The sequence below is a fragment of the Flavobacterium swingsii genome, from assembly GCF_900111965.1.
Lineage (GTDB): Bacteria > Bacteroidota > Bacteroidia > Flavobacteriales > Flavobacteriaceae > Flavobacterium > Flavobacterium swingsii.
The window spans coordinates 534,913-556,615 of record NZ_FOJT01000001.1 but is presented as its reverse complement, the minus strand read 5'-3'; the positions used below and the strand labels follow the sequence as shown (position 1 = coordinate 556,615).

At 32.8% G+C, this 21,703-nt stretch carries 23 protein-coding genes; 4 read left to right on the top strand and 19 right to left on the bottom strand.

The features are described from left to right. Window positions 1-12: 12 nt before the first annotated feature. Both BM053_RS02590 and BM053_RS02585 read right to left on the bottom strand, forming a co-directional pair. Window positions 13-1,350 (bottom strand): efflux RND transporter periplasmic adaptor subunit, encoded by a 1,338-nt coding sequence (locus BM053_RS02590; RefSeq protein ID WP_091473673.1) that lies wholly within the window; start codon window positions 1,348-1,350, stop codon window positions 13-15. Window positions 1,351-1,356: 6 nt separating this feature from the next. Beyond that, complete coding sequence (locus BM053_RS02585) at window positions 1,357-2,799, bottom strand: TolC family protein (RefSeq protein ID WP_091473671.1); 1,443 nt, start codon at window positions 2,797-2,799, stop codon at window positions 1,357-1,359. 147 nt (window positions 2,800-2,946) lie between these two features. On the opposite strand from BM053_RS02585, the gene BM053_RS02580 reads away from it, so the two are divergent. Next, window positions 2,947-4,341, top strand: coding sequence for a DUF4403 family protein (locus tag BM053_RS02580; protein ID WP_091473669.1), 1,395 nt, complete (start codon window positions 2,947-2,949; stop codon window positions 4,339-4,341). On the opposite strand, the gene BM053_RS02575 is transcribed toward BM053_RS02580, so the two are convergent. The 8 genes from BM053_RS02575 to cyoE all read right to left on the bottom strand — a co-directional run bounded on the left by BM053_RS02575 (window position 4,342) and on the right by cyoE (window position 9,498). Continuing rightward, on the bottom strand, window positions 4,342-4,635 hold the full coding sequence (locus BM053_RS02575; RefSeq protein ID WP_317040199.1) for a hypothetical protein: 294 nt from the start codon (window positions 4,633-4,635) through the stop codon (window positions 4,342-4,344). Beyond that, on the bottom strand, window positions 4,625-5,164 hold the full coding sequence (locus BM053_RS02570) for a DUF420 domain-containing protein (protein WP_091473667.1): 540 nt from the start codon (window positions 5,162-5,164) through the stop codon (window positions 4,625-4,627). The genes BM053_RS02575 and BM053_RS02570 overlap by 11 nt, the downstream gene beginning before the upstream one ends. A 2-nt stretch (window positions 5,165-5,166) precedes the next feature. Then, window positions 5,167-5,850, bottom strand: a complete 684-nt coding sequence (locus BM053_RS02565; protein WP_091473663.1) for an SCO family protein — start codon at window positions 5,848-5,850, stop codon at window positions 5,167-5,169. A 3-nt stretch (window positions 5,851-5,853) separates the two neighbouring features. Further along, complete coding sequence (locus BM053_RS02560; RefSeq protein WP_091473661.1) at window positions 5,854-6,528, bottom strand: hypothetical protein; 675 nt, start codon at window positions 6,526-6,528, stop codon at window positions 5,854-5,856. Between the two features lie 78 nt (window positions 6,529-6,606). Further along, window positions 6,607-6,957 carry a cytochrome C oxidase subunit IV family protein gene (locus BM053_RS02555; RefSeq protein ID WP_091473659.1) on the bottom strand — a complete coding sequence of 117 codons (351 nt, stop codon included), beginning with the start codon at window positions 6,955-6,957 and terminating at the stop codon, window positions 6,607-6,609. Window positions 6,958-6,987: 30 nt separating this feature from the next. Further along, window positions 6,988-7,965 carry a cytochrome c oxidase subunit 3 gene (locus tag BM053_RS02550; RefSeq protein WP_091473656.1) on the bottom strand — a complete coding sequence of 326 codons (978 nt, stop codon included), beginning with the start codon at window positions 7,963-7,965 and terminating at the stop codon, window positions 6,988-6,990. Between the two features lie 40 nt (window positions 7,966-8,005). After that, on the bottom strand, window positions 8,006-8,590 hold the full coding sequence (locus tag BM053_RS02545; RefSeq protein ID WP_091473654.1) for a cytochrome c oxidase subunit 3: 585 nt from the start codon (window positions 8,588-8,590) through the stop codon (window positions 8,006-8,008). A 5-nt stretch (window positions 8,591-8,595) separates the two neighbouring features. Further along, a complete protein-coding gene (gene cyoE / locus BM053_RS02540) occupies window positions 8,596-9,498 on the bottom strand; it encodes a heme o synthase (RefSeq protein WP_091473651.1) in 903 nt (300 codons plus the stop codon). 180 nt (window positions 9,499-9,678) lie between these two features. Between cyoE and tsaB the strand changes: the two genes are divergently transcribed. Continuing rightward, entirely contained in the window at window positions 9,679-10,347 is a 669-nt protein-coding gene (gene tsaB / locus BM053_RS02535) for a tRNA (adenosine(37)-N6)-threonylcarbamoyltransferase complex dimerization subunit type 1 TsaB (protein ID WP_091473648.1), read from the top strand. Here tsaB and BM053_RS02530 read toward each other — a convergent pair whose 3' ends face one another. The 4 genes from BM053_RS02530 to BM053_RS02515 form a co-directional block, all read right to left on the bottom strand. Continuing rightward, on the bottom strand, window positions 10,348-10,701 hold the full coding sequence (locus BM053_RS02530) for a YtxH domain-containing protein (protein ID WP_091473645.1): 354 nt from the start codon (window positions 10,699-10,701) through the stop codon (window positions 10,348-10,350). It lies immediately after the preceding gene. Window positions 10,702-10,751: 50 nt separating this feature from the next. Beyond that, complete coding sequence (locus tag BM053_RS02525) at window positions 10,752-12,872, bottom strand: thioredoxin domain-containing protein (protein WP_317040198.1); 2,121 nt, start codon at window positions 12,870-12,872, stop codon at window positions 10,752-10,754. Between the two features lie 51 nt (window positions 12,873-12,923). Then, window positions 12,924-13,124 carry a dodecin family protein gene (locus BM053_RS02520; RefSeq protein ID WP_091473641.1) on the bottom strand — a complete coding sequence of 67 codons (201 nt, stop codon included), beginning with the start codon at window positions 13,122-13,124 and terminating at the stop codon, window positions 12,924-12,926. 66 nt (window positions 13,125-13,190) lie between these two features. After that, window positions 13,191-14,087 carry a NifU family protein gene (locus BM053_RS02515; protein WP_091473639.1) on the bottom strand — a complete coding sequence of 299 codons (897 nt, stop codon included), beginning with the start codon at window positions 14,085-14,087 and terminating at the stop codon, window positions 13,191-13,193. A gap of 246 nt (window positions 14,088-14,333) precedes the next feature. Here BM053_RS02515 and BM053_RS02510 point away from each other — a divergent pair, with 246 nt between their 5' ends. Together BM053_RS02510 and BM053_RS02505 are read left to right on the top strand one after the other, a co-directional pair. Continuing rightward, complete coding sequence (locus tag BM053_RS02510; RefSeq protein ID WP_091473636.1) at window positions 14,334-15,332, top strand: PorP/SprF family type IX secretion system membrane protein; 999 nt, start codon at window positions 14,334-14,336, stop codon at window positions 15,330-15,332. 45 nt (window positions 15,333-15,377) lie between these two features. Beyond that, complete coding sequence (locus tag BM053_RS02505; protein WP_091473634.1) at window positions 15,378-15,893, top strand: gamma carbonic anhydrase family protein; 516 nt, start codon at window positions 15,378-15,380, stop codon at window positions 15,891-15,893. Window positions 15,894-15,897: 4 nt separating this feature from the next. Here BM053_RS02505 and murI read toward each other — a convergent pair whose 3' ends face one another. The 5 genes from murI to BM053_RS02480 all read right to left on the bottom strand — a co-directional run bounded on the left by murI (window position 15,898) and on the right by BM053_RS02480 (window position 21,701). Further along, window positions 15,898-16,677 carry a glutamate racemase gene (gene murI, locus BM053_RS02500; RefSeq protein WP_091473633.1) on the bottom strand — a complete coding sequence of 260 codons (780 nt, stop codon included), beginning with the start codon at window positions 16,675-16,677 and terminating at the stop codon, window positions 15,898-15,900. Between the two features lie 69 nt (window positions 16,678-16,746). Continuing rightward, on the bottom strand, window positions 16,747-17,244 hold the full coding sequence (locus tag BM053_RS02495; protein ID WP_167357274.1) for an OmpH/Skp family outer membrane protein: 498 nt from the start codon (window positions 17,242-17,244) through the stop codon (window positions 16,747-16,749). A 48-nt stretch (window positions 17,245-17,292) separates the two neighbouring features. After that, window positions 17,293-18,270, bottom strand: coding sequence for an OmpH/Skp family outer membrane protein (locus BM053_RS02490; protein WP_091473629.1), 978 nt, complete (start codon window positions 18,268-18,270; stop codon window positions 17,293-17,295). 40 nt (window positions 18,271-18,310) lie between these two features. Beyond that, a complete protein-coding gene (gene bamA, locus BM053_RS02485) occupies window positions 18,311-21,028 on the bottom strand; it encodes an outer membrane protein assembly factor BamA (protein WP_167357268.1) in 2,718 nt (905 codons plus the stop codon). After that, window positions 20,961-21,701 (bottom strand): isoprenyl transferase, encoded by a 741-nt coding sequence (locus tag BM053_RS02480; RefSeq protein ID WP_091473627.1) that lies wholly within the window; start codon window positions 21,699-21,701, stop codon window positions 20,961-20,963. The genes bamA and BM053_RS02480 overlap by 68 nt, the downstream gene beginning before the upstream one ends. Window positions 21,702-21,703: the final 2 nt, after the last annotated feature.

Sequence of the window (21,703 nt, the reverse complement as noted above, 5' to 3'; positions counted from 1 at the left end):
GAGCTTTTTTTATTAATCGTCTTTACGATCTCTTTCTTTTTTCTTTTCGGCAGCAATTTCTTCCTTGGTTTTTACATAAACTACATCGTCAGGATTTAGTTCTTTGGTAACCGTTGTATAAGGTCCAGTTACAATAGTTTCTCCTTTTTTTAGACCAGATAGCACTTCTATATAAGTATCATCTTGGATTCCTGTCGTTACGATGCGAAGTTTTACTTTATCACCCACTTTTACAAAAACGCATTCGTATCTTTTTTCATTTTTTACTTCTGGTGTTTCATCTGAATTGTCTGAGTTTTCGCCTTCAATAATAAGTTCTTTACGTGAAGAAGTCGTATCGGTTCTCATAACAACGGCGCTAATTGGGATTGCAATAACGTTTTCTTTACGAGTGGTAATAATATCGACAGTTGCTGTCATTCCTGGACGAAAAGGAGAAAAACTAGTTGGTTTTCCTACCATTAAATCTTGGTAAGATTCTTTAAGAATTCTAACTTTCACTTTAAAATTAGTTACTTGATCGGCAGAAAGTGTTGCGCTGGCAGAATTTGAAATACTCGTTACAATTCCTTGAAATTCTTTCTTCAAATAAGCATCTACTTCAACTTTTGCGGCATCTCCAATAGCAATTTTTACAATATCATTTTCATTTACATCTACTTCAACTTCCATATTATTTAGGTCGGCAACACGCATCATTTCGGTTCCTGTCATTTGTTGCGTACCTAAAACACGTTCGCCTAATTCTACGTCTAATTTAGAAATCGTTCCATCAATAGGTGCATAAATTGCAGTTTTTCCTAAGTTTTCTCTAGACTCATTTACCGTTGCCGAGGCACTTTGTACGTTATAATACGCTCCTTGTTTGGCCGCTTGTGCACCTTCGTAAGTAGCTACAGTTTTGTCCCATTCTGCTCTAGAAATTATACCTTTATCATATAATTTTTTACTTCTCTCATAACTTGCTTTTGCTTCTTTAAACTGAGCATCGGTTTGACTCAAACCAGCTTTAGTATTAGACAAACCAGCTTGCGAACGATTTAATCCTTGTGTATATAATTTTGGATTTACTCTTACTAATAAATCTCCTTTTTTGACAATTTGGCCTTCTTTTATAGGAAGTGCAATAATTTCTCCCGAAACTTCCGATGAAATTTTGACTTCAATTTCTGGCTGAATTTTTCCAGTTCCAGAAACGGTTTCAGTTACAGTTCGTTGTGCTATTGTTGCAATTTCGACTTCTTTACCTTTATTATTGCTGCCTATAACACCTGAATTTATAAGATAATATGCTCCTATAGCTGCGGTAACAACTAATCCTAATAAAATATATTTTGTCTTTTTTGTCATGATAACTTATTGTTTTTTAATAATTGGAATTCCGAAATAAAACTCTAAAATTTTAGTTCTAAAAATATAATCGTATTTGGTTCTTAAAGCTTCCGATTGGGCATTTACAAATAAAGTTTGAGCTTGATTGAAATCGAAAACATTCATGAGTCCTACTTCATATCTTTCTTTTGCATAGTTGAATGATTGTTGTCTTGCTTCTAATGTTGAAACGGCTGCTTCATGAGTTTTTTGTGCACCTTTTGTGTCGGTATAAGCTGTAAAAACGGTTCTTTCTAAATCTAATTCTTGTTGTTGCAAAGTTATTTTCGAACGATCTAGCGCAATTTTAGAACGAGCCACATTATTTCTTACTGAAAATCCGTTAAAAATCGGAACATTCAAATTTAATCCAAAACTTTGTCCTTTATTATCACTAAACTGATTAAAAACTGCATCTGGTTTACCTAAAATGGTAGAGAAATTAGGCTGCAAAACTTTTTGGCCTGTACCATCTACATAACCAATTGCCGATGTCGGATTACTAGTATTTGGCTCAAACCCCACGACTCTATCCGAATATCCTGCGCGTGTACTAAAACTGTAAAAACCTTGTAATGTTGGCTGATAAGCACCACGAGCAATTTTGACATCTTTTTCAGCAATCTGTACATTCGTTTGGGCGATTTTTAAATCGGTCCTAGTTTCTTTTGCTTTGTCTAAAATCACTTTTGGATCTTGCATCAAAACGGTGCTTTCTTGAACAGGAATTTCTGCATCAGCAATATCAAATTCTTGAAAATCATCAATTTGCAACAACTGTGCTAAACTTAATTTAGATAAAAACAATGCGTTTTCGGCAGCAATCAATCGCTGATTATCTGTAGCAACAGTCGCTTTCACATCGAGTAAATCGCCACGAGGTGTTACTCCAGCATCAACCAGTTCGTTGGTTCTTTCTAATTGTTTGTTATCGTAAGCCAATTGTTGCTGTTGCACTTTTAGATTTTCTTTGTTAAAAAGTATTTGCAAATAAGCATTTACAACATTTAACGAAACATCTTCTTGCATTTTTGTTAGCTGATATTGAGAAGCAATTCTAGTAAGATTTGCTTTTCGCAACTGATTTTGGTTTTGCAGTCCTTTATAAATATCAATCCCAACATTTAATCCTGCTGAAGTAAATTGTGTTGTCTGGTTTTCTAACAAACCTGTGGTAATATTCTGATTTAAACCAATATTCCAAGAATGAGAACCTTGTGCATTTACCGAAGGTAGAAATTTCCCTATGGCATCTTTTTTAGAAATATCGGACAATTCTTTGTCTAAAGTAGATTGTTTTATCGAAATATTATGCTCGACAGCATAAGTCACACATTCTTCGAGTGTCCATTTTTTGGCTTGACCAAAGGAAACAAAAGAACAGAATAATGTTGTGGTTATTAAAAATAAGTATTTTATATTTTGCATTTTATATAATATGGGAATTTTATGTTTAGCGAATTTAATTCTTTTCTAATTAAATTTACAATAAGACTCTTGCTTTAACAATTTGTTACAATTAATGAATGAAAGTTTCTAAAAAATAATTTTACATTTGCTCAAATTATTTTTTTGATGAAAAACATTTTTTGGATTATTGGATTATTTGCGATGGCGATTTTTTATACTGGTTGTTCGTCAACTCAAAAAATAGAACTCATGAAGCCAGAACCAGATGAGGCGACGCCTATAAACTATTCTGTAACTTCTTCATATATTAGTTTCCCTGTAAATTTGACATTAAAAGATATTGAAAATCAAACCAATAAAGCTTTGGTCGGATTAATTTATGATGATCATAATATTGATGATGATAAAACCGAAATGAAAATCTGGAAAAATGCTTCCATACTAATTTCGGAAGAAGACAACAAACTAAAAACAATTGTTCCGCTAAAAATTTGGGCAAAAGTCAGATATGGAACGTCGGCTTTAGGAATGAATTTATATGACACTCGCGAATTAAACCTAAACGGAACTGTTACTTTCTTGAGTGATGTAAAAATGAGTAATTGGAAAATTACCACTACAACCGAACTGCAAGATTTTGAATGGCAAGAAAGTCCAACGATTATCATTGCTGGAAAAGAAATCCCCATTACTTATTTAGTAAATCCGACGATTCGGATTTTTAAAAGTAAAATCGAAAAAACTATTGATGAATCATTAGAAAAATCACTCGATTTTAAATCTAATATTCTCGAAATGATGCAAAAAGCAAGCGAACCATTCGAGATGAGTCCAACGTATCAGACTTGGCTAAAAGTAACGCCGCAAGAAATATATGCTACCGAAGCTACTCTAGAAAAAAAAGCCGTTTCAATGACTGTTGGTCTTAAATGTTTAATGGAATCCTATATAGGTCAGAAGCCAAAGCCTAATTTTACCAAAGAAAAAATGGTGCTAAAACCCATTTCAAATTTACCCGAAAAAGTAGTGGCAAACATTGCAGCAGTTTCTACTTATCAAGATGCTTCGAGAGTAATGACAGCTAATTTTAAAGGAAAAGAATTTGGTTCAGGAAAACGAAAAGTAACCATACAAAATGTAGAAATTTGGCACAAACAAGGCAAAATGGTTATTGCATTAGACATGCTCGGAAGCTTAAACGGACGCATTTATTTATCCGGTTTCCCGCAATATAATGCAGAAACAAAAGAATTGTTTTTTGATGATTTAGATTATGCCTTAGAAACCAAAAGTAAACTTATGAAAACTGCCAATTGGTTTGCACAAAGTTTAATATTAAACAAAATAAGAGCCACTTGTCGTTACTCGATACAGCCTAATTTAGAAGAAGGAAAACAAAATATCCTAAAATATTTGAATAACTATTCGCCTATGACTGGCGTTTTTGTAAACGGAAAACTAAACGATATTGTTTTCGAGAAAGTGCAATTGACTAATAATGCTATCGTTGCTTTTTTGAATATAACTGGAAATGTGAAAGTAAATATAAATGGAATGTAATTATTTTTTCTTCCTATACATTCTATAAACTGCAAAGGCAATAAGAGCCACAAGAACATACGGAATAATCATTAAGTATACAATCCCATCATTTACCGCTTCTGCTTGCGATACGTTTCCTGTGCTTTCTAGCGAAGCGCGACACATGGCGCATTGCGCATTTGAAGCAATAGGCAATAGGCAATAAGCAATAAGCAAAAGAAACATAATGCTTCTATTTTGCCTTTCGACTTTCGACTTTGCTTCGCCAGTTCGCTTTTCAAGCTCGGGTCGACTTTCGACTCTATTTAACATAGTAAGGGGAAATCATTAGATAAACAATAACTCCAGTAACGGCAACATACAACCAAATAGGAAAAGTAATTTTTGCTATTTTCTTGTGTTTGTCAAATTTTTCTGCCAATGCACGAACATAAGTTACTAAAACCAAAGGAATAGTAACAATAGATAGTGTAATGTGGGTGATTAATATAAAAAAGTAAATTGCTTTCAAAGTACCTTCGCCACCATATTTTGTAGCTTCCGATGTCATGTGATAAGCAACATACATTGCTAAAAATGCTACCGAAAGTGCAATAGCCGTTTTCATTAAATTCTCGTGCAATTTTCGTTTTCCATTTTTGATAGAAATAACCGCCCAAACTAATACTACGGCTGTAATCCCATTGATTGTTGCGTAAATAGGTGGCAAGAACGATAATGGTTTTACATCGAAACCTAAATCTCTTAGTTTTACTTTAAATAAAATGGCTACCACAAGCGGAATCGCAATTGATAATATCGTAATCCAAACGTTGTACTTTTTTTCGATGTTATTTTCCATTTTTATTCTGCTAATAATTTAGTGATATCTTGTTTTATTGCTGTTACGCCTTCTTCTTTTAATCCGTCATAATAAATAATCGGATTGCCAAATTCATCTTTTCTAGAACGAATATTTCCGCTTTTATCGATTAATGCAAAGAATCCTGAATGTTCGAATCCTCCATTTACTTTTTTATTTTCGCCAGCAAATAAATTATAACCTTTATTGGCTATCTCGAAAATTTTAGTTTTATCACCAGTAAGAAAGTTCCAATTTACTCCTTTTGCACTTATTAATTCAGCGTGTTTTTTTAGTACTTCGGGCGTATCGTTTTCTGGATTGATTGTTATTGATGCAATTCCGAAATTAGAATTTGAAGCAAATGCTTCCTGAACCAACTTCATATTTCTATTCATAATTGGACAAATAGACGGGCATGTAGAAAAGAAAAATTCGACAACATATACTTTACCTTTATAGCTTTCGTCAGAAATTGTTGCTTTGTCTTGATTTGTTAATGAAAATTTAGGTGCTTTTCCAATAGTCATCAAATCGCTTTTAGTCGATGTTGTTGTTCCTTCAATATTTAATCTGTCGCCTTTTACAATATCATTATTTTTTATTCTATCGATAATTTTTGGAACAAAATAAATCCCAAAAACTAGAATAATAAAAGCCGTACCTATGTATGATTTATTTTTCATTATTTATTTTTTAACGTGTAAACGAAAATCTTCTTGATTCTTGTTTCGCTTCAAAGCCAATCGATATTCTCGAAGTATAATTTTCACATCGTCGGACATATCATTATGCAAATCGGCAGCCGAGTTTGTGTTGTAACTTTCTTTATATTCGTTTTTACCTTCTTTATTTTTTCCTTTTCGTCCGCGATGATTTTTATCTTTATCTATAATAATAACCTTTGTTGTGCTTAAGTTTTCATTAAGATTGTCATGCAATTTAAATGCATCATAATAAGATTGAATCTCATTTGGTTTTGCAAAAACAAACTTCCAGCCAGATAAATTGTCAGAAAATCTAGTTAGCTTTTCTAATAAATTTTTTACTTGTGCCTCGGATCCTTCTTGAGCTATCATTACCAATTGGAAATCATCAAAACCTTCGTATTTCCCGTATATTTTTTGGTTCAGATTAAATAGATTCTCTTCATTTTTTAAAATGTCATTGCCTACAAATCCCAAAACTGTAATTTTATTGATAAGAGAAACTGGTTTTCCATCAAGACTTTTCCATTTAGGCAATTCCTTATTATTTCTAGAAATTGTTGGTAGAAAAAGTGAGTTATGCGTTGCCGTTGCAAATATTAAATAAATTAAAACAGGAAGTATTAGAAGGGCAATTAGGACTAATTTATTTCTCATAAGAAGAAGTGTAATTTATTTGAGTACAAAAATAAAAAAAGCTCCTGTAATAGGAGCTTTTTTTTGAATTAATATGTTTTAAAAATTCCATTTTATGGTAGAATTTTTAAAAATCTCGAATATATAATCAGCTTCAACCAGCAAAATAAATACTAAATAAATAATTAAGAACACCAATGTTCCTACAACTGCCCAACGCAAAGAGGCAGCTTCTCCCTCAAGGTGCATAAAAGCCCACATAATCCAGTATGCTTTATATACAGTTAAGATGATGAAAATCCAGTTTAACAATCCCATACTTAAGAAAGTATTAAATTGTAAAACTTCGGGCTTAACAATTCCTAAAATAACCTCAACTATTGTAATTATTGATAACAATCCGAAAACTTTCCAGATTCTACCTACGTTTGATGCGTGTTCGTGTGACATAACAATATATGTTTATTTATTAAAAAAAAATTAAACTAAATAGAAGAATGTAAATACAAACACCCAAACTAAATCGACAAAGTGCCAATATAATCCCACTTTTTCGACCATTTCGTAACTTTTTCTCTTGTCGTAAGTTCCTAAAAGGATATTGAAGAAGATTAAAACGTTAATCATTACTCCAGAAAATACGTGAAAACCGTGAAATCCTGTGATAAAGAAGAAGAAATCGGCAAATAATTTTTGTCCGTATTCGTTACGAATTAAGTTTGCTCCTTCCACAACATATTGTGTTCCTTCTATTCTTTTTAGAGATTCTTCACGAGATAAAGTGATTTTTTTCTTTGTTTTCGGGTCAATAACTTCAGTACGAATTAGTACTTCTGGATGCGCTTTGAATCCTTCTACCACTTCTTCTACTGAATAAGTTGGTAATGTTTCGTTTCCAAAGAACCAAATTCCTTTGCTTTTTGTATCAGCTACTCTTTCGCTAGGAATATCGGCAGCAAATTCGCCAAGTGCAATTCTTTTTCCATCTTTATCAATAAATTGTAAGATAGAACCACCTTTAGTTTCTACAGCTCCATATTCTCCTTTGATGAAGTTTTTCCATTCCCAAGCTTGTGAGCCTACGAATATAAAACCACCAATAATGGTTAGAAACATATAAAGGATTACTTTATTTTTTTTCATTTGATGACCAGCATCAACTGCTAGAACCATTGTTACCGATGAAAAAATCAGTACAAATGTCATAAATGCCACATAATACATAGGTGCTGAAACACCATGCATAAACGGAAAGTGGGTAAAAACCTCATCGGCCAAAGGCCAAGTTTCGATAAATTTAAATCTTGAAAAACCGTATGCTGCCAAGAATCCTGAGAATGTTAGCGCATCGGAAACGATGAAAAACCACATCATCATTTTTCCGTAGCTTATGCCCATTGGCTCTTTTCCGCCTCCCCAAGTTTTGCCTTCAGCACTAGTAGTAACTGTCGTTGCCATAGAATTGTGTTTATAAAGTTGTCAAATTTACAATATTTTATTATTTTACGAAATATAAAAATAAAAACAAATATACCCAAAGAATATCTAAAAAATGCCAAAACATCGCACCAAGCTCAATACCAGTGCTTTGAGTGGAATTGTATTTTTGTTTAAAATGATTATAAATTATAATTAATAGCGAAATTAATCCTGCTACGAGATGTGCAAGGTGCAAAATCGTTAAAACATACAAGAAAGAAGAGGTAACTGTACTCTCGCTACCTGTAAAAAAATAGCCCATTTCGACTACTTGACTAAATCCTTTAAATTGAAAGAAAATAAATGCAATTCCTAAGACTAATGTCCCCAAAAGGAATAGAGTTGTATTTTTTCTATCATCTCTTTGTATAGCTTTTTTTGCCAAATGAATCGTGATACTGCTCAAAACTATCAGAATAGTACTTATTGTAAATGCTGATGGCAAAACCATAGTGTGTATCCAATCTTTTCGAGAAGAACTTACCAAGTAAGCGCTCGTTAATCCTGCAAACATCATAAACATACTAATCATAGCAAAAAGAAGCAGTAATTTGTATGATCTTGCTTTTCTTTCGTTATGTTCCTGAATAGTCATTCCTTCCATAATTATTATCTTAAAAATTTATCTGAAATATATACCACCTGTATGAGTGATATGTAGGCAACGCTTACCAACATTAATGTTTTTGCAGATTTATCGGTTTTATTTTTGTACAATTTGATTGCATAGAAAAGCATCCATATGCCTAGTAAGCCAACAATTACTGTCGAAACAGTCGTTAAATAAAGTCTTCCTGTATAACCAAAACTTGGTAAAATCGAAGCGGCTGTTAACCAAAGCGTGTATAAAATAATCTGCATCGCAGTTCCTTTGTCCCTTTTTCCTGTCGGTAACATATAAAACCCGCCTTTTTTGTAATCTTCAAATAAGAACCAACCTATGGCCCAAAAATGTGGAAATTGCCAAAAAAATTGAATTAAAAATAAAGTTCCAGCTTCGATACCAAAATCATTGGTGGCAGCAACCCAACCTAACATGAACGGAATTGCTCCAGGAAAAGCACCCACAAAAACCGACAATGAAGTTACTGTTTTAAGTGGAGTATAAACGCAAGTGTATAAAAATATCGAAATCGCTCCAAACATTGCTGATTTAGGATTTATCATATATAAAATCACCAAACCTATAATGGTTAATATTGTTGCAATGGTAAAAGCTGTATTTACTGACATTCTTCCGGATGGAATAGGACGATTTTTAGTCCTGTCCATCAAAGCATCTAAATCTTTTTCGATGATTTGATTGTAAGCATTTGAAGCGCCAACCATGCAATATCCGCCAATGGCAAGCATAATAAGAACATATACGCTCGACGTGTTAAACTCATGAATTCCCAACAAGTATCCAGCCAACGAAGAAAAAACCACGCTAATAGCCAAACCAGCTTTGGTAATTTCTTTGAAATCGTTGAAAATAGACTTTAAGGAAGGTAATGTATTTGTTGCACTCAAGGCAGAAATATTTATTTTTTAAAACTTTGCAAAGATAGGAATAACCAATAGGAATATTCAAATCTAATTCTTTATTTTTTTAATATGTTAACCTGTGATGATAAATCTTCAGTATATAATAGGTTGTCATAATTATTTAGGGCATATTATTTTCTAATTTTGTAACTTCGCCACGCAAAAATGACATATATATTAAATATAGAAACCGCTACAAGAAACTGCTCCGTTGCTTTATCGCAAAACGGAAATGTTCTTGCTTGCAAAGAAATTGCTGAAGCTGGTTATTCTCACGCAGAGAAATTGCATGTTTTTATTGATGAAATTCTAAAAACAAACAAACTCACTTTTAAAGACTTATCGGCCATTGCAATTAGTCAAGGTCCTGGTTCTTATACAGGTTTAAGAATAGGAGTTTCGGCGGCAAAAGGGCTATGTTATTCGTTAGATATTCCACTCATTGCGATTGATACTTTAGAAATTTTGGCTAGAAAACTGATTGTCGGAAGCGGAATAATTATTCCCATGATTGATGCCAGAAGAATGGAATGTTACACTGCAATTTTTGATGCCAAGCACGAAAAAACACGAGAAGTAAAAGCCGAAATTATCGATGAAAATTCTTTTCAAGAGATAACCGAAACGATATATTTTGTTGGTGATGGCGCTCCTAAATGTAAAGAAATATTAACTGACGCGAAATTTATTTATCATGACGATATAGAATTTCCTTCGGCAAACGAAATGTGTAAAATCGCTTATGATAAATACAAAAAAAACGACATCGTTGATGTCGCTTATTTTGAACCTTTTTATCTAAAAGATTTTATGATGACTGTGTCGTCAAAATAATTAGTCAGCCATTTCGTCTGCTGCTTTTTCAGTAGTATCGGCCGCAAAATTACTAGCTTTTTCTTCAGCAGTTTCAACAGCTCCATGTGCCATTTCTTCCGCTTTATCCATTAAATCTCCTGCTTTTTCTTTTACAGTTTCTACAACATTGTCAATTGTTTCCGCTGCTTGCGGAACATATTCTTTAATTTTATCTCCTGCTTGATCAGCAAAATCTTCTACTTTATCCATAAGTGGTGCTGCACTTTCTTTTGCTTTTGCAATTGCATCGTCAGCGAAATCTCCTGCTTGGTCAATTATTTCGTCTACTTTTTTTGAACCAAATATGTTCTTAAAAAAACTTGCTACTCCCATTTTGTTTAAATTTTTATTTATTCATGTAAAACTACATAATTTTGTTTGAATTATATTTCTAAATTGTTAAAAGTTTCTTCAATTGTAGTTTTTGGAAGCAAACAAGCTTTGTTTTGACAAACGTAAAATAAATTTTCATTTTCGATAAATCGATTTTCTAAAAACGGTAATTCCGATTTTTTTGTGCTTCCGGCAATCATAATGTGAGGCAAATACTTGGTATTTATTTTTTGACTATTTACTAATGCATTTTCGCCACAAATGGCTAGCTCTTTGTTGTCTTCAGACAAATTCATCCATAAGTTTAGCCAGTTCGAATAAGCTGATGCATAATCGATATTTGGAATCATATGATGCAACATTTGAAGCGCTATTTTTTCGTAATAACTATTGTTAAATAAAATACTCAAAATATATAAATTATTTGCCATAACCGAATTGGAAGCTGGCATGACATTATCTTCAGTTTCGAAATGTTGCGCAATAAGTTGTGCAGAATTCCTAGAATTGAAAGCAAAAAACTGTTGTTTTTCGTCATAAAAATTGTCAAAACAATAATCAGTCAGTTGTTTGGCTTGATGCAAATATTGTTCTTCTAAAGTGGCTTGGTATAAGCTTATAAATGCATCAATTGTAAATGCATAATCTTCTAGAAAACCTTCAATAGTACTTTTGTTGTTTTTGTATGAACGATGTAAAAAACCTTCTGGCGACCATTGTTTTTCGATAATAAATTGGGCATTTTTTTTAGCAATAGCTAAATAATTTCCATCTCCCAAGGCATTGTGCGCCTCAACATATCCTTTTAGCATAATGGCGTTCCAGGAAGTGAGTGATTTGTCGTCGAGTCTTGGTTTTGCTCGTTTTTCTCTTTCGGTAAAAAGTAATCGTTCCCAGGTTTTCTTTTTATTTTGTAATTCGTTTTCGGTCAAGCCAAATTGCGAAGCAACACTTTCCGAAGTTTGACTTTGTATTAAAACATAATTGTTGTGTTCCCAAAAACCGAAATCATTCACATTATATAAATGACTGAAAACTTCGAAATCATTTTGTAAAATTTCTTGTAACTGGTCTTTTGTCCAAACATAAAAAGCCCCTTCTTCGAGTCTGTTATTTTGGTTTAAACTATCAGCATCGAGCGCCGAATAAAAGCCATCATCTGAATTTAAAAATTCTCTTTCTACGAAAGTTAATGTTTTTTCGATGACTTCTTTATACAGCGGATTTTGGGTTCTTTTGTACGCTTGAGCATATAACGAAATGAGTTGTCCGTTATCGTATAACATCTTTTCGAAATGCGGCACATGCCAACGAATATCGACTGAATAACGCGAAAATCCGCCATCTATTGTGTCGAAAAGTCCACCGTGAGCCATTTTTGTAAGCGTTAAATCGACAAAATTGAGCAAATCTTGGGATTGTGTTTGAAAGCCATAACGTTGTAAAAACAAATAATTATTTGGCATCATAAATTTAGGAGCACGAGCGTAACCGCCATATTCCCAATCGAAACTTTTAGACCATTTTTCGACTAATGGTTTTATATTATTGGTGTGATTTTGTTCTTGAGAAGTATTGTGTTCGATAATGCCTAAAACTTGAATGCCTTGATGTAATTTCTCGGCATATTCGATGATTTTTTCAGGTGATGAAACATACATTTCGTGCAATTGTTGCAAAGTATTTGTCCATTCTTCTTTCTGGAAATAGGTTCCGCCCCAAACTGGTCTCCCGTCGGGAAGGCAAACCACATTTAGCGGCCAGCCACCACGATTGGTCATCATCTGGACGGCTTTCATATATATTGCATCTACATCTGGGCGTTCTTCTCGATCTACTTTTATAGATATAAAGTTTGGATTCATTACTGATGCGACTTCTTCGTTTTCGAAACTTTCGTGTTCCATTACGTGACACCAGTGACAGGCGGAATATCCGATGCTTATAATGAGGAGTTTGTTTTCTTTTTTGGCTGTTGCCAATGTTTTTTCTGACCAAGCTTTCCAATGTATTGGATTGTTGGCGTGTTGTAGTAAATAAGGACTGGTTTCTAAATTTAGCTGATTCATACTGGTTGGTTTAGCCCTGATGGTCGAATTACTCTCGTAATTACCTTTTTCTTGCTTCTTTAGTAAGGAAAAGATATAGCGAACAGCAGGAAATGGCTTCAAAAAAAAAGCGTTTCAAAATATTGAAACGCTAATTTATGATTTAATGAGGATTTATTCTAGTTCGAACGTGATTTTTAGATTTACTCTAAATTCAGTTACTTTTCCTTCTTTTACTGAAGCGCTTTGGTCTTGAACATAAACTGAACGAATGTGTTTTACCGATTTTGATGCTTTTTCGACTGCTTTTTTTGTTGCATCTTCCCATGAAGTTTCAGAACTTGATAATACTTCAATAACTTTTAATACTGCCATAATTATAGTTTTTTTAGTTGTTAATTTGATTAAAATTACAATTTTTAAACTAGAAATAAAACTTATTTACGCATTTAAAGCTTCGACTTTTAACTCAGGTTCGTTTAGCATGTCTTTTAGCATACTTTCTATTCCGTTTTTTAGGGTAAATGTCGACGATGGGCAACCGCTACAAGCTCCTTGGAGGATTACTTTTACTTGTTTTGTGTCTTCAGAATAGGAATCGAAAAGTATGTTTCCGCCATCGGCAGCAACGGCTGGACGGATATATTCTTCAATAATATTGATGATTTTTTGTGAAGTAACATCGAGATTATCAAAATTTGTAATTTGTTGTTTTTCTTCGTGTTTTGTCGCTACGATTTTAGTTTCGTCGACCGAAATATTTCCATTTTCGATAAATTCTTTGATGAATGTACGCAATTCGAGCGTGATCTCTTGCCATTCGGCCACAGCATATTTAGTTACCGAAATATAATTTTCGTCGATAAAAATTTCTTTTACGAAAGGAAAATTAAATAATTCTTTGGCTAGAGGCGAAGCATAAGTTTCGTCGATATTTTTGCATTCGACAATGGTTTTTGTTAGTTTTTTGCTTGCTACAAACTTCATAACTGCAGGATTTGGTGTGCTTTCGGCATAAACCGTTACAGCTGATTTTTTTGGAGTTTCAGTTTGTTTTACCACTTCGCCACCATTGCTTACAAAAGCTTCCATTTGCTCTGCAACGTCGTATTTTACATCTTCCCATTCGACAATATTGTACTTTTCGATAGCTACAAAATTTCCAGAGATATATACGGTTTTTACAAATGGTAAGTAAAATAATTGTTGCGCAAGTGGCGATTGACTGGCTTCGTCTATGTTTTTGTATTCATAACTTTGATTGGGTGTTATGAAATATGAGAATTCGAATTTTTGAATATTCGGATTGTTCGTGTCTTTTATAGTGATAAGTTTCATGTTCTTTTTATTTTATGCAAAATTAAGAAACGTAATTGGTTTATAATAAATTACTTTTTTAATTATAGATTAATTTAACTTTTGATAAACTGTTAATTTATGCATCTGTCAATGTAAAAATATTGTGTAAGTTTAAAAATCTTACACAAAAAATTATATCTTTGAGCGTTTTGAAAAATATATTGGTTTGTTCGTATGTTTTTTTAAAATTGCTTGAACCAATTCGTACCAAAAAGATAATAAAAAATGAATTTTAAAAAAATAATATTAGCATTAACTTTTATTTCGACGCAATTTGCTTTCTCTCAAGAAGGTATTGCGGTTTACTCGGATTATTTATCGGATAATTATTATTTATTGCACCCATCGATGGCGGGAGCTTCTAGTTGTGATAAAGTAAGATTAACTGCGCGTAAGCAATGGTTTGGTAGTAACGATGCGCCATCATTGCAAACTTTAAGTTACAATGGTTCTCTTGGCGAAAGCGGAAAATCAGGTCTTGGAGTAATTCTTTTTAGTGATAAAAACGGGTATCACTCACAAAAAGGAGGGAAAGTAACTTATGCACATCATATCATGTTTTCTAGAAGCACGACCGATTTGAACCAGTTGTCATTTGGATTAAGTGCTGGATTGGTACAAAATCAGCTAGATGAAACTAGTTTCGATTTGAATGATTTTGACCCAATTATTGCAGGAGTTCTTCAAAAAGCATCTTATCTTAATGTCGATTTTGGAGCGTCATATAATTTTTTAGATTTTTATGCACACGCAACTGTTAAGAATGCATTGTTTCAAAGTAGAGACATTTATACTGAATATGAATCAGATAATTTAAGAAAGTATCTTTTTAGTGTTGGTTATACTTTTGGAGATTCAAAAAAATTACTTTGGGAACCTTCAGTATTGTTTCAACTAACAGACAGAACTAAGGAAAAAGCACTTGATGTAAACCTTAAAGTTTATAAAGCGGTCGATTTTGGTAAAATTTGGGCAGCGTTGTCATATAGAAGAAGTTTTGATGGTTCTCAATATGTAGATGGTACAGAATTGAAAAATCAATATTTACAATACATTACGCCAATTGTTGGTGTAAATTATAAGAAATTTATGTTTGCTTATACTTATTCTAACGTTACAGGAAAAGTTAAGTATGACACAGGAGGTTACCATCAAATTACTTTAGGATTTGATTTTGGTTGTAAAAAAGAAAGATACGATTGTAACTGTCCAGCACTTAATTAATTATAAAACTTGTCCCGATTATTTCGGGACTATTTTTTTATCAATATGGTTATTAAAGAAGTAAACGGAAAATATCCGCAAATTCCAGAAGATTGTTTTGTTGCCGAAAATGCTACGATAGTTGGCGATGTTACTTTTGGCGCAAATTGTAGTGTTTGGTTTAACGCTGTAATTCGCGGAGATGTAAATTTTATCACTATTGGAAACAAAGTAAATATTCAGGATGGTGCGGTTATACATTGTACTTATCAAAAACATCCAACAATTATTGGTAATAACGTTTCGATAGGTCACAATGCCATTGTGCATGGTTGTACTGTTCACGATAATGTGCTAATAGGAATGGGTGCTATTGTGATGGATAATTGTGTTATAGGAAGTAATTCGATAATAGGAGCAGGCTCGGTAGTGACACAAAACACAGTGGTCGAATCTGGAACTATTTATGCTGGAATTCCTGCCAAAAAGGTAAAAGATATTGACCAAAGTGATTTTGCTGGTGAGATTGAGCGTATTTCTAATAATTATGTAATGTACTCGAGTTGGTTTAAAGAGGAATAATTTCCTAAAAATCTTTCTCAAACACATTTTCTGAAAATCCCAATATGTTTTTTAAAACTTCAGGATCACTATTTGCATAAAATATTTGTTGACTATTTTTTGTAGTAGTATTTAGTAAATTATTTTTCTCTAAAATGGTTTTTGTTTGCCTTGCTACGGCTTCGCCAGAATCGATTATTTTGATGTTTTCGGGAATTATTTTTTTGATTGCTGGAACCAAATACGGATAATGACTACAGCCCAGAACCAGATAATCGATGTTTGCCATTATCATGGGTTCGAGATAGGAGGTGAGTAGTTTTGTCATTTCTGGGGATTCTATTTCTCCATCTTCTATGAGTTCTACGAGTCCGTAACCTATTTGTTCGATGATTTTTACGTTGGTATAACTTTCCACTTGTTTGTTAAACAACTCACTGTTTATTGTGCCTTTTGTAGCCAGAATTCCTATGATTTGTGTTTCGGTATTGTTTGCAGCTGTTTTTATAGCTGGTTCTATTCCTATAATTGGAATTTTGTATTTTTCTCTAATTTCGGTAATTGCATTTGTTGTAGCAGTATTACAGGCAACTACAATCATTTTGCAATTTTGTGATAACAGAAAATCGATGTTCTTGTAACAGAGTTGTATGATTTCTTGTTTGGTGCGTTTTCCGTAGGGTGCGTTCTTACTGTCTGCTAGGTAAATAGTGTTTTCGTTGGGAAGTAATTGATGAATTTCCTTCCAGATTGATGTGCCGCCTATTCCTGAATCGAATAATCCTATTGGGTTGTTGTTGCTCATAAAACAAATGTAAAAAAAAACTGTCTCGTTTTTTATAACGAGACAGTTTTTTAATTTATTTTGAAAATATTAGAATTTTAATTCTTTTTTCACATCTTCAAATATGCTTGGCCCGTCAGCAAGGATTAAACTTGCAGAATCCATAACGTATTGGTATCCTTTTGCTTTTCCTACTTTTATGATGGCAGCTTTAGCTTTGTCCATAATAGGTTTTACAATTTCTTGTTCTTTTTCTTGCAATTGTTTTTGTGCAGAGTCTCTGTATTGTTGAATACGTTGTCCCATATCTTGCATTTCTTTTGCACGAGTTTCGTTGATAGCTTCAGTTGTAGTTGTAGCTTCACCTTCGTATTTTTTCATTTTTGTTTGGTATTCAGTTACCATGGTACCGTATTCAGTATCGAAAGTTTTGCTTAGTTTGTCTAACTGTGCTTTTGCAGATGTCATTTCTGGCATTTTAGCTAATAAATCTTGTACATCGATGTGAGCTACTTTTGTCTGAGCATTCATTGTGCTAGCACCAAAAAACATAACTGCTGCAATAAGTAAAGTTTTAATCTGTTTCATCATTTTTAGTATTAGTGTATTAATTAATTTTAAAGGTTTTGTTTTTAATTATTTTTTTGTTTTTGCAGCTTCTTTATCAGCTGCTATTTTTTTCTTCTTTTCTTCTAATGCTTTTTTGCGATCTTCGAGCGCTTTTTTGTTTTTTTCTATTGTTTTTAGACGGGCAATTTCTTTTGTATTTCTAATAGAATCTTGAGCTACTTTACGGTCTTCAATCTTATTAAAATTTTCAGAACCTGTTTTATTCGTTGCTGTAGAATCGATAGTTGTACCAGTTTTATTTCCTTTTTGGTCTTCTAACAATTTTTTGCGCCTGTCTTCAAAATCTTTTTTCTTTTGTGCAGCACTTTGTTTTCGTTCTTCGATTGCTTTTTCTCTTATTGCTTTCTTTTCATCAAGAATTTTTTGTCTTTCGGCTAATGCTGGATTGGCTTCTATTTTTTCTTTTTCCTCTTCTTTTTCTTCGTTGGCTTTAAGCTGTTTTTTGCTTACTTGCTCTCTCTTTTCGGATTGTGTTATGATTCTTACTACTCTGTCGCTGATGTCGAATGATTTTCTTGAGAAAAGCATCGTTAAGTCAGACGATTTATCGAAAATAAAATCATATCCTCTTGCTTCGGCAATGTCTTGAACGGCTGTAAAAACTTGGTCTTGTACAGGTTTTGCAATAGCTGTTTTCTGAATTATAAAATCACCGTTAGAACCAAATCGTTTTTGTTGGTAATCTATCAAATCACTTTCAAGGAACTTAATTTCTTCTTCTCTTTCGTCTATAAGTTCTTTTGTAAGCAGAGCTCTTTCGGACTTAAGAATATCTTTTAGTTTATTTATTTCGTTTTTTTTGACTTCAATGTCTTGCTTCCATTTTTGAGCTTTTTGTTCTAATTGAACATTAGCTTCTTTGTAATCAGGTACATTTTCTAGGATATAATCCATATCAATATAACCTATTTTAGCTCCTTTTGCTTGGGCATTACTGGTTAGAGTTGCTCCAAAAATTAGTAACAATAAAACAAACTTTTTCATAAACGTGTAATGTTAAGTTCAACTATCGTGCCAAATATAATTAAAATTGTTGACCTATTATAAAATGTGTTTCCCAACCATTCTTTATATTTGATCCTTGTGGTGCATCAAAACCATGTCCGAAATCTATTCCTAACAATCCAAATGCTGGCATAAAGACTCTTAATCCTACTCCTGCAGAACGTTGCAAAATAAATGGATTATAGCTTTGAAAATTATTATATGATCCTGCTCCTTCTACGAAAGTAAGTGCATAAATAGATGCGGTTTGCTTTAATGTAATTGGGTATCTTAATTCTAATGAGAATTTGTTATAAATTGGATCTCCATTGTTTCCATTTACAGATAAACTTCCGTTGTTTTTATATCCTCTTACTTGAATGTTTTCATTACTAGTCATGAAATTTCCACCTAATCCGTCTCCACCAACAACAAATCTTTCAAAAGGAACAACGCCTCGACCTTGATTATATGCTCCTAGGTAACCAAATTCTCCAAGAGTACGTAAAACCAATTTGCCATAAAGGGTTGTAAACCATTCTGCTTTAAATTTTATTTTGTAGTACTCTAACCAATTAAATTTTTTCTGGTCTACTTTTGCTCTATCAGCAGCAGCCAAGTTAAAATCGGTAACTTTATTTCCGTTGTTGTCTATGTAATCACCTATTTGAACGATGTTTCCGTTGCCGTCTAGTTCATTTGAGCGATTGGCTGTGTTTTTTAATTTATATTCTTCAAGGTTTTCTAGATTACCATAATTTAAACCGCTAAATGAAGAGTATGGCAAAGTGAATTTCCCTGTAAGGCTAAAATCTGAACCATAGGTAGGGAAAATAGGGTTGTTACCTTTGCTATTTCTACTTATTCCTAAGGTGTATGATAAGTTTCTTGAAGCTCCATTTCCAAAGGTAAATAATTGGGTATTGAAATCATTTAAATCATAATGTTGGTAACCAATAGCATGTGATAATACAAAATAATCATCTGGCACTTCTAGCTTTTTTGCAATACCTACAGAAGCAGAAAAAATATTCATGCTTTTTGATTTATCGGTTCTATATGATTCGTTGTAACCAAATTGTTTTGTATAAGACAATGATGTCGAAAAGCTTACTGGTTTTTTTCCTCCAAACCATGGCTCAGAAAATGAGACACTATAAGTTTGAAAATTTGTGCTTGCTTGTAAACGTAAAGACACTCTTTGTCCGTCACCCATTGGTAATGGCTTGTATGCGTTTTTCTTGAACATATTTCCAATCGAAAAATTGTTAAAAGAAAGTCCTAATGTTCCTATAAATCCACCGCCACCGTAACCACCTTGTAGTTCTACTTGACTGGCTCCTTTTTCGACTAAATTATATTTAATATCTACAGTTCCGGCTGCAGCATCTACGTTTTCGAAATCGGGTTTGATGGCTTCTGCATCAAAAAAGCCTAATTGTCCTATCTCACGAATGGTTCTAATTAGCGTTTCTTTACTGTAAATGTCTCCAGGTTTTGTACGAAGTTCTCGGTATATAACTTTATCGTTTGTTTTGTCGTTTCCTACAACAGATATTTTGTTGAAATAAGCTAATGGACCTTCTATTACACGAATTTCCATATCTATAATATTATTTGCTGTTCCTACTTCAACTGGGTTTATTGTAGAGAATAGATAACCGTTGTTTTGGTATAAATTGGTTAAATCTTCACCGTCTGGACTAGATTTATCTGCAATTCTTTTTTCTAATAAAACACCGTTGTATACATCTCCTTTTTTAATTCCAAGGATACTTCCTAAAAGTTGGTCATTGTAAACTGTATTTCCTAAAAATTTAATATCTCCAAAATAATATTTCTCTCCTTCTTCGATATTTAAACTGATGGCTACTTTGTTTTTTTCTTCATCAAAAGTTACAGAATCGGATACAATTCTTGCGTCACGAAAACCATTTTCCTTGTATTTGTCTACAATTGAGACTAAATCTTCTTTGTATTTTTCCTTAATGTATTTTGATGATTTAAAGATATGAAGAACACTTTGTTGTTTTGTGTTTTTCATTGCTGTTCGAATTTTCGAATCTTTTAATTCGTTGTTTCCGTTTATAGTGATTTTCGAGACTTTAACTTTTTGACCTTTATCTACATTTACAACCATGTTTACATGGTTTATTGTTGTAGTGTCTTGGGTGGTTACAATGTTTACTTTTGTGTTGTAATAACCCTCTTTTTTGTATTTATTTTCAATGTAATTTTTAGTGGTTGTAATAAGGTTTTCGTTAACTATTTTTTCAGGTGTTAGTTCCGTGTCTTTGGTTATACCTTCTAGTTTGCCTTTTTTGATACCGACAAATTTCACCTCTTTTAGTTTAGGAAGCTCATTGATATTTAGTTCAAGAGAAATACTATCACCTTCTATTTTATCTATATAAAAATTTACATCATTATAAAGTCCTAGTTTCCATAATTTTTTTATCGAGTTACTAATTTCTTCTCCAGGAATTGTAATGTTTTGCCCTTTTTCTAAGCCAGCAAAAGTTACGATAGTTTGTTCGTTATAGGTTATTTTTCCTGTAACACTCACTTTTTTTAATATATAAGTTTTACCTTGATCAAAAGGAAGTCTATCTTGAGCATTAACTTGTACTGCGGCACCTAAAAATAAAAATAACAGTACTAATTTTGTACTGTTTACTGCATTAAATAAATTATTTAATCTGTTCACTTGTTTTTCCAAATCTACGTTCTCTTTTTTGATAGCTAATAATGGCTTCATATAAATTGTCTTCACTAAAATCTGGCCACAACACATCGGTAAAATAAAATTCTGCGTAGGCTATTTGCCATAACAGAAAATTACTAATGCGGTGTTCGCCACTTGTTCTTATTACTAAATCTACGTCAGGTAGATTGTGCGTGTAAAGATGCTTATTTAATATTGAATCGTCAATAGAATCTATTGAAATTATATTATTTTTAACTTTATCACTAATTATTTTAACAGCATTTATGATTTCCTCTCTCGATCCGTAGCTTAATGCTAAGGTAAGTGTCATTCTGGTGTTGTTTTTTGTTTTTTCGATTACTTCTATCAATTCTTTTTGAACTGATTTTGGTAAATTTTCAAGGTTTCCTATCGAATTTAACTTGATATTATTCTTTACTAATGTTGCTAATTCTTTTTTTAAGGAATTAATTAGCAATTTCATTAATAAATCGACTTCTAATTTTGGACGGTTCCAATTTTCGGTCGAAAAAGCATATAGCGTTAGGTTTTCTATTCCTAATTTCGCACAAGCTTCGACTGTTACTTTTACCGATTTTGTTCCGTTTTCGTGACCAATAGCACGCAACAATCCTTGGTTTTTTGCCCAACGACCGTTACCGTCCATAATGATGGCTAGGTGTTTGGGAAGATTGTCGGTGTTTATATATTTTAGCAAGCTCATTT

Bases quoted from the DNA above. Each gene is read 5' to 3' on its own strand.
- BM053_RS02570 (WP_091473667.1), bottom strand. From the start codon at position 5,164: ATGGAAAATAACATCGAAAAAAAGTACAACGTTTGGATTACGATATTA.
- BM053_RS02575 (WP_317040199.1), bottom strand. From the start codon at position 4,635: ATGTTAAATAGAGTCGAAAGTCGACCCGAGCTTGAAAAGCGAACTGGC.
- BM053_RS02505 (WP_091473634.1), top strand. From the start codon at position 15,378: ATGGTTATTAAAGAAGTAAACGGAAAATATCCGCAAATTCCAGAAGAT.
- bamA (WP_167357268.1), bottom strand. From the start codon at position 21,028: ATGAAGCCATTATTAGCTATCAAAAAAGAGAACGTAGATTTGGAAAAA.
- tsaB (WP_091473648.1), top strand. From the start codon at position 9,679: ATGACATATATATTAAATATAGAAACCGCTACAAGAAACTGCTCCGTT.
- BM053_RS02520 (WP_091473641.1), bottom strand. From the start codon at position 13,124: ATGGCAGTATTAAAAGTTATTGAAGTATTATCAAGTTCTGAAACTTCA.
- BM053_RS02490 (WP_091473629.1), bottom strand. From the start codon at position 18,270: ATGAAAAAGTTTGTTTTATTGTTACTAATTTTTGGAGCAACTCTAACC.
- BM053_RS02565 (WP_091473663.1), bottom strand. From the start codon at position 5,850: ATGAAAAATAAATCATACATAGGTACGGCTTTTATTATTCTAGTTTTT.
- BM053_RS02580 (WP_091473669.1), top strand. From the start codon at position 2,947: ATGAAAAACATTTTTTGGATTATTGGATTATTTGCGATGGCGATTTTT.
- murI (WP_091473633.1), bottom strand. From the start codon at position 16,677: ATGAGCAACAACAACCCAATAGGATTATTCGATTCAGGAATAGGCGGC.
- BM053_RS02510 (WP_091473636.1), top strand. From the start codon at position 14,334: ATGAATTTTAAAAAAATAATATTAGCATTAACTTTTATTTCGACGCAA.
- BM053_RS02590 (WP_091473673.1), bottom strand. From the start codon at position 1,350: ATGACAAAAAAGACAAAATATATTTTATTAGGATTAGTTGTTACCGCA.
- BM053_RS02585 (WP_091473671.1), bottom strand. From the start codon at position 2,799: ATGCAAAATATAAAATACTTATTTTTAATAACCACAACATTATTCTGT.
- BM053_RS02495 (WP_167357274.1), bottom strand. From the start codon at position 17,244: ATGAAACAGATTAAAACTTTACTTATTGCAGCAGTTATGTTTTTTGGT.
- BM053_RS02555 (WP_091473659.1), bottom strand. From the start codon at position 6,957: ATGTCACACGAACACGCATCAAACGTAGGTAGAATCTGGAAAGTTTTC.
- BM053_RS02545 (WP_091473654.1), bottom strand. From the start codon at position 8,590: ATGGAAGGAATGACTATTCAGGAACATAACGAAAGAAAAGCAAGATCA.
- BM053_RS02550 (WP_091473656.1), bottom strand. From the start codon at position 7,965: ATGGCAACGACAGTTACTACTAGTGCTGAAGGCAAAACTTGGGGAGGC.
- BM053_RS02530 (WP_091473645.1), bottom strand. From the start codon at position 10,701: ATGGGAGTAGCAAGTTTTTTTAAGAACATATTTGGTTCAAAAAAAGTA.
- BM053_RS02560 (WP_091473661.1), bottom strand. From the start codon at position 6,528: ATGAGAAATAAATTAGTCCTAATTGCCCTTCTAATACTTCCTGTTTTA.
- BM053_RS02515 (WP_091473639.1), bottom strand. From the start codon at position 14,087: ATGAAACTTATCACTATAAAAGACACGAACAATCCGAATATTCAAAAA.
- BM053_RS02480 (WP_091473627.1), bottom strand. From the start codon at position 21,701: ATGAGCTTGCTAAAATATATAAACACCGACAATCTTCCCAAACACCTA.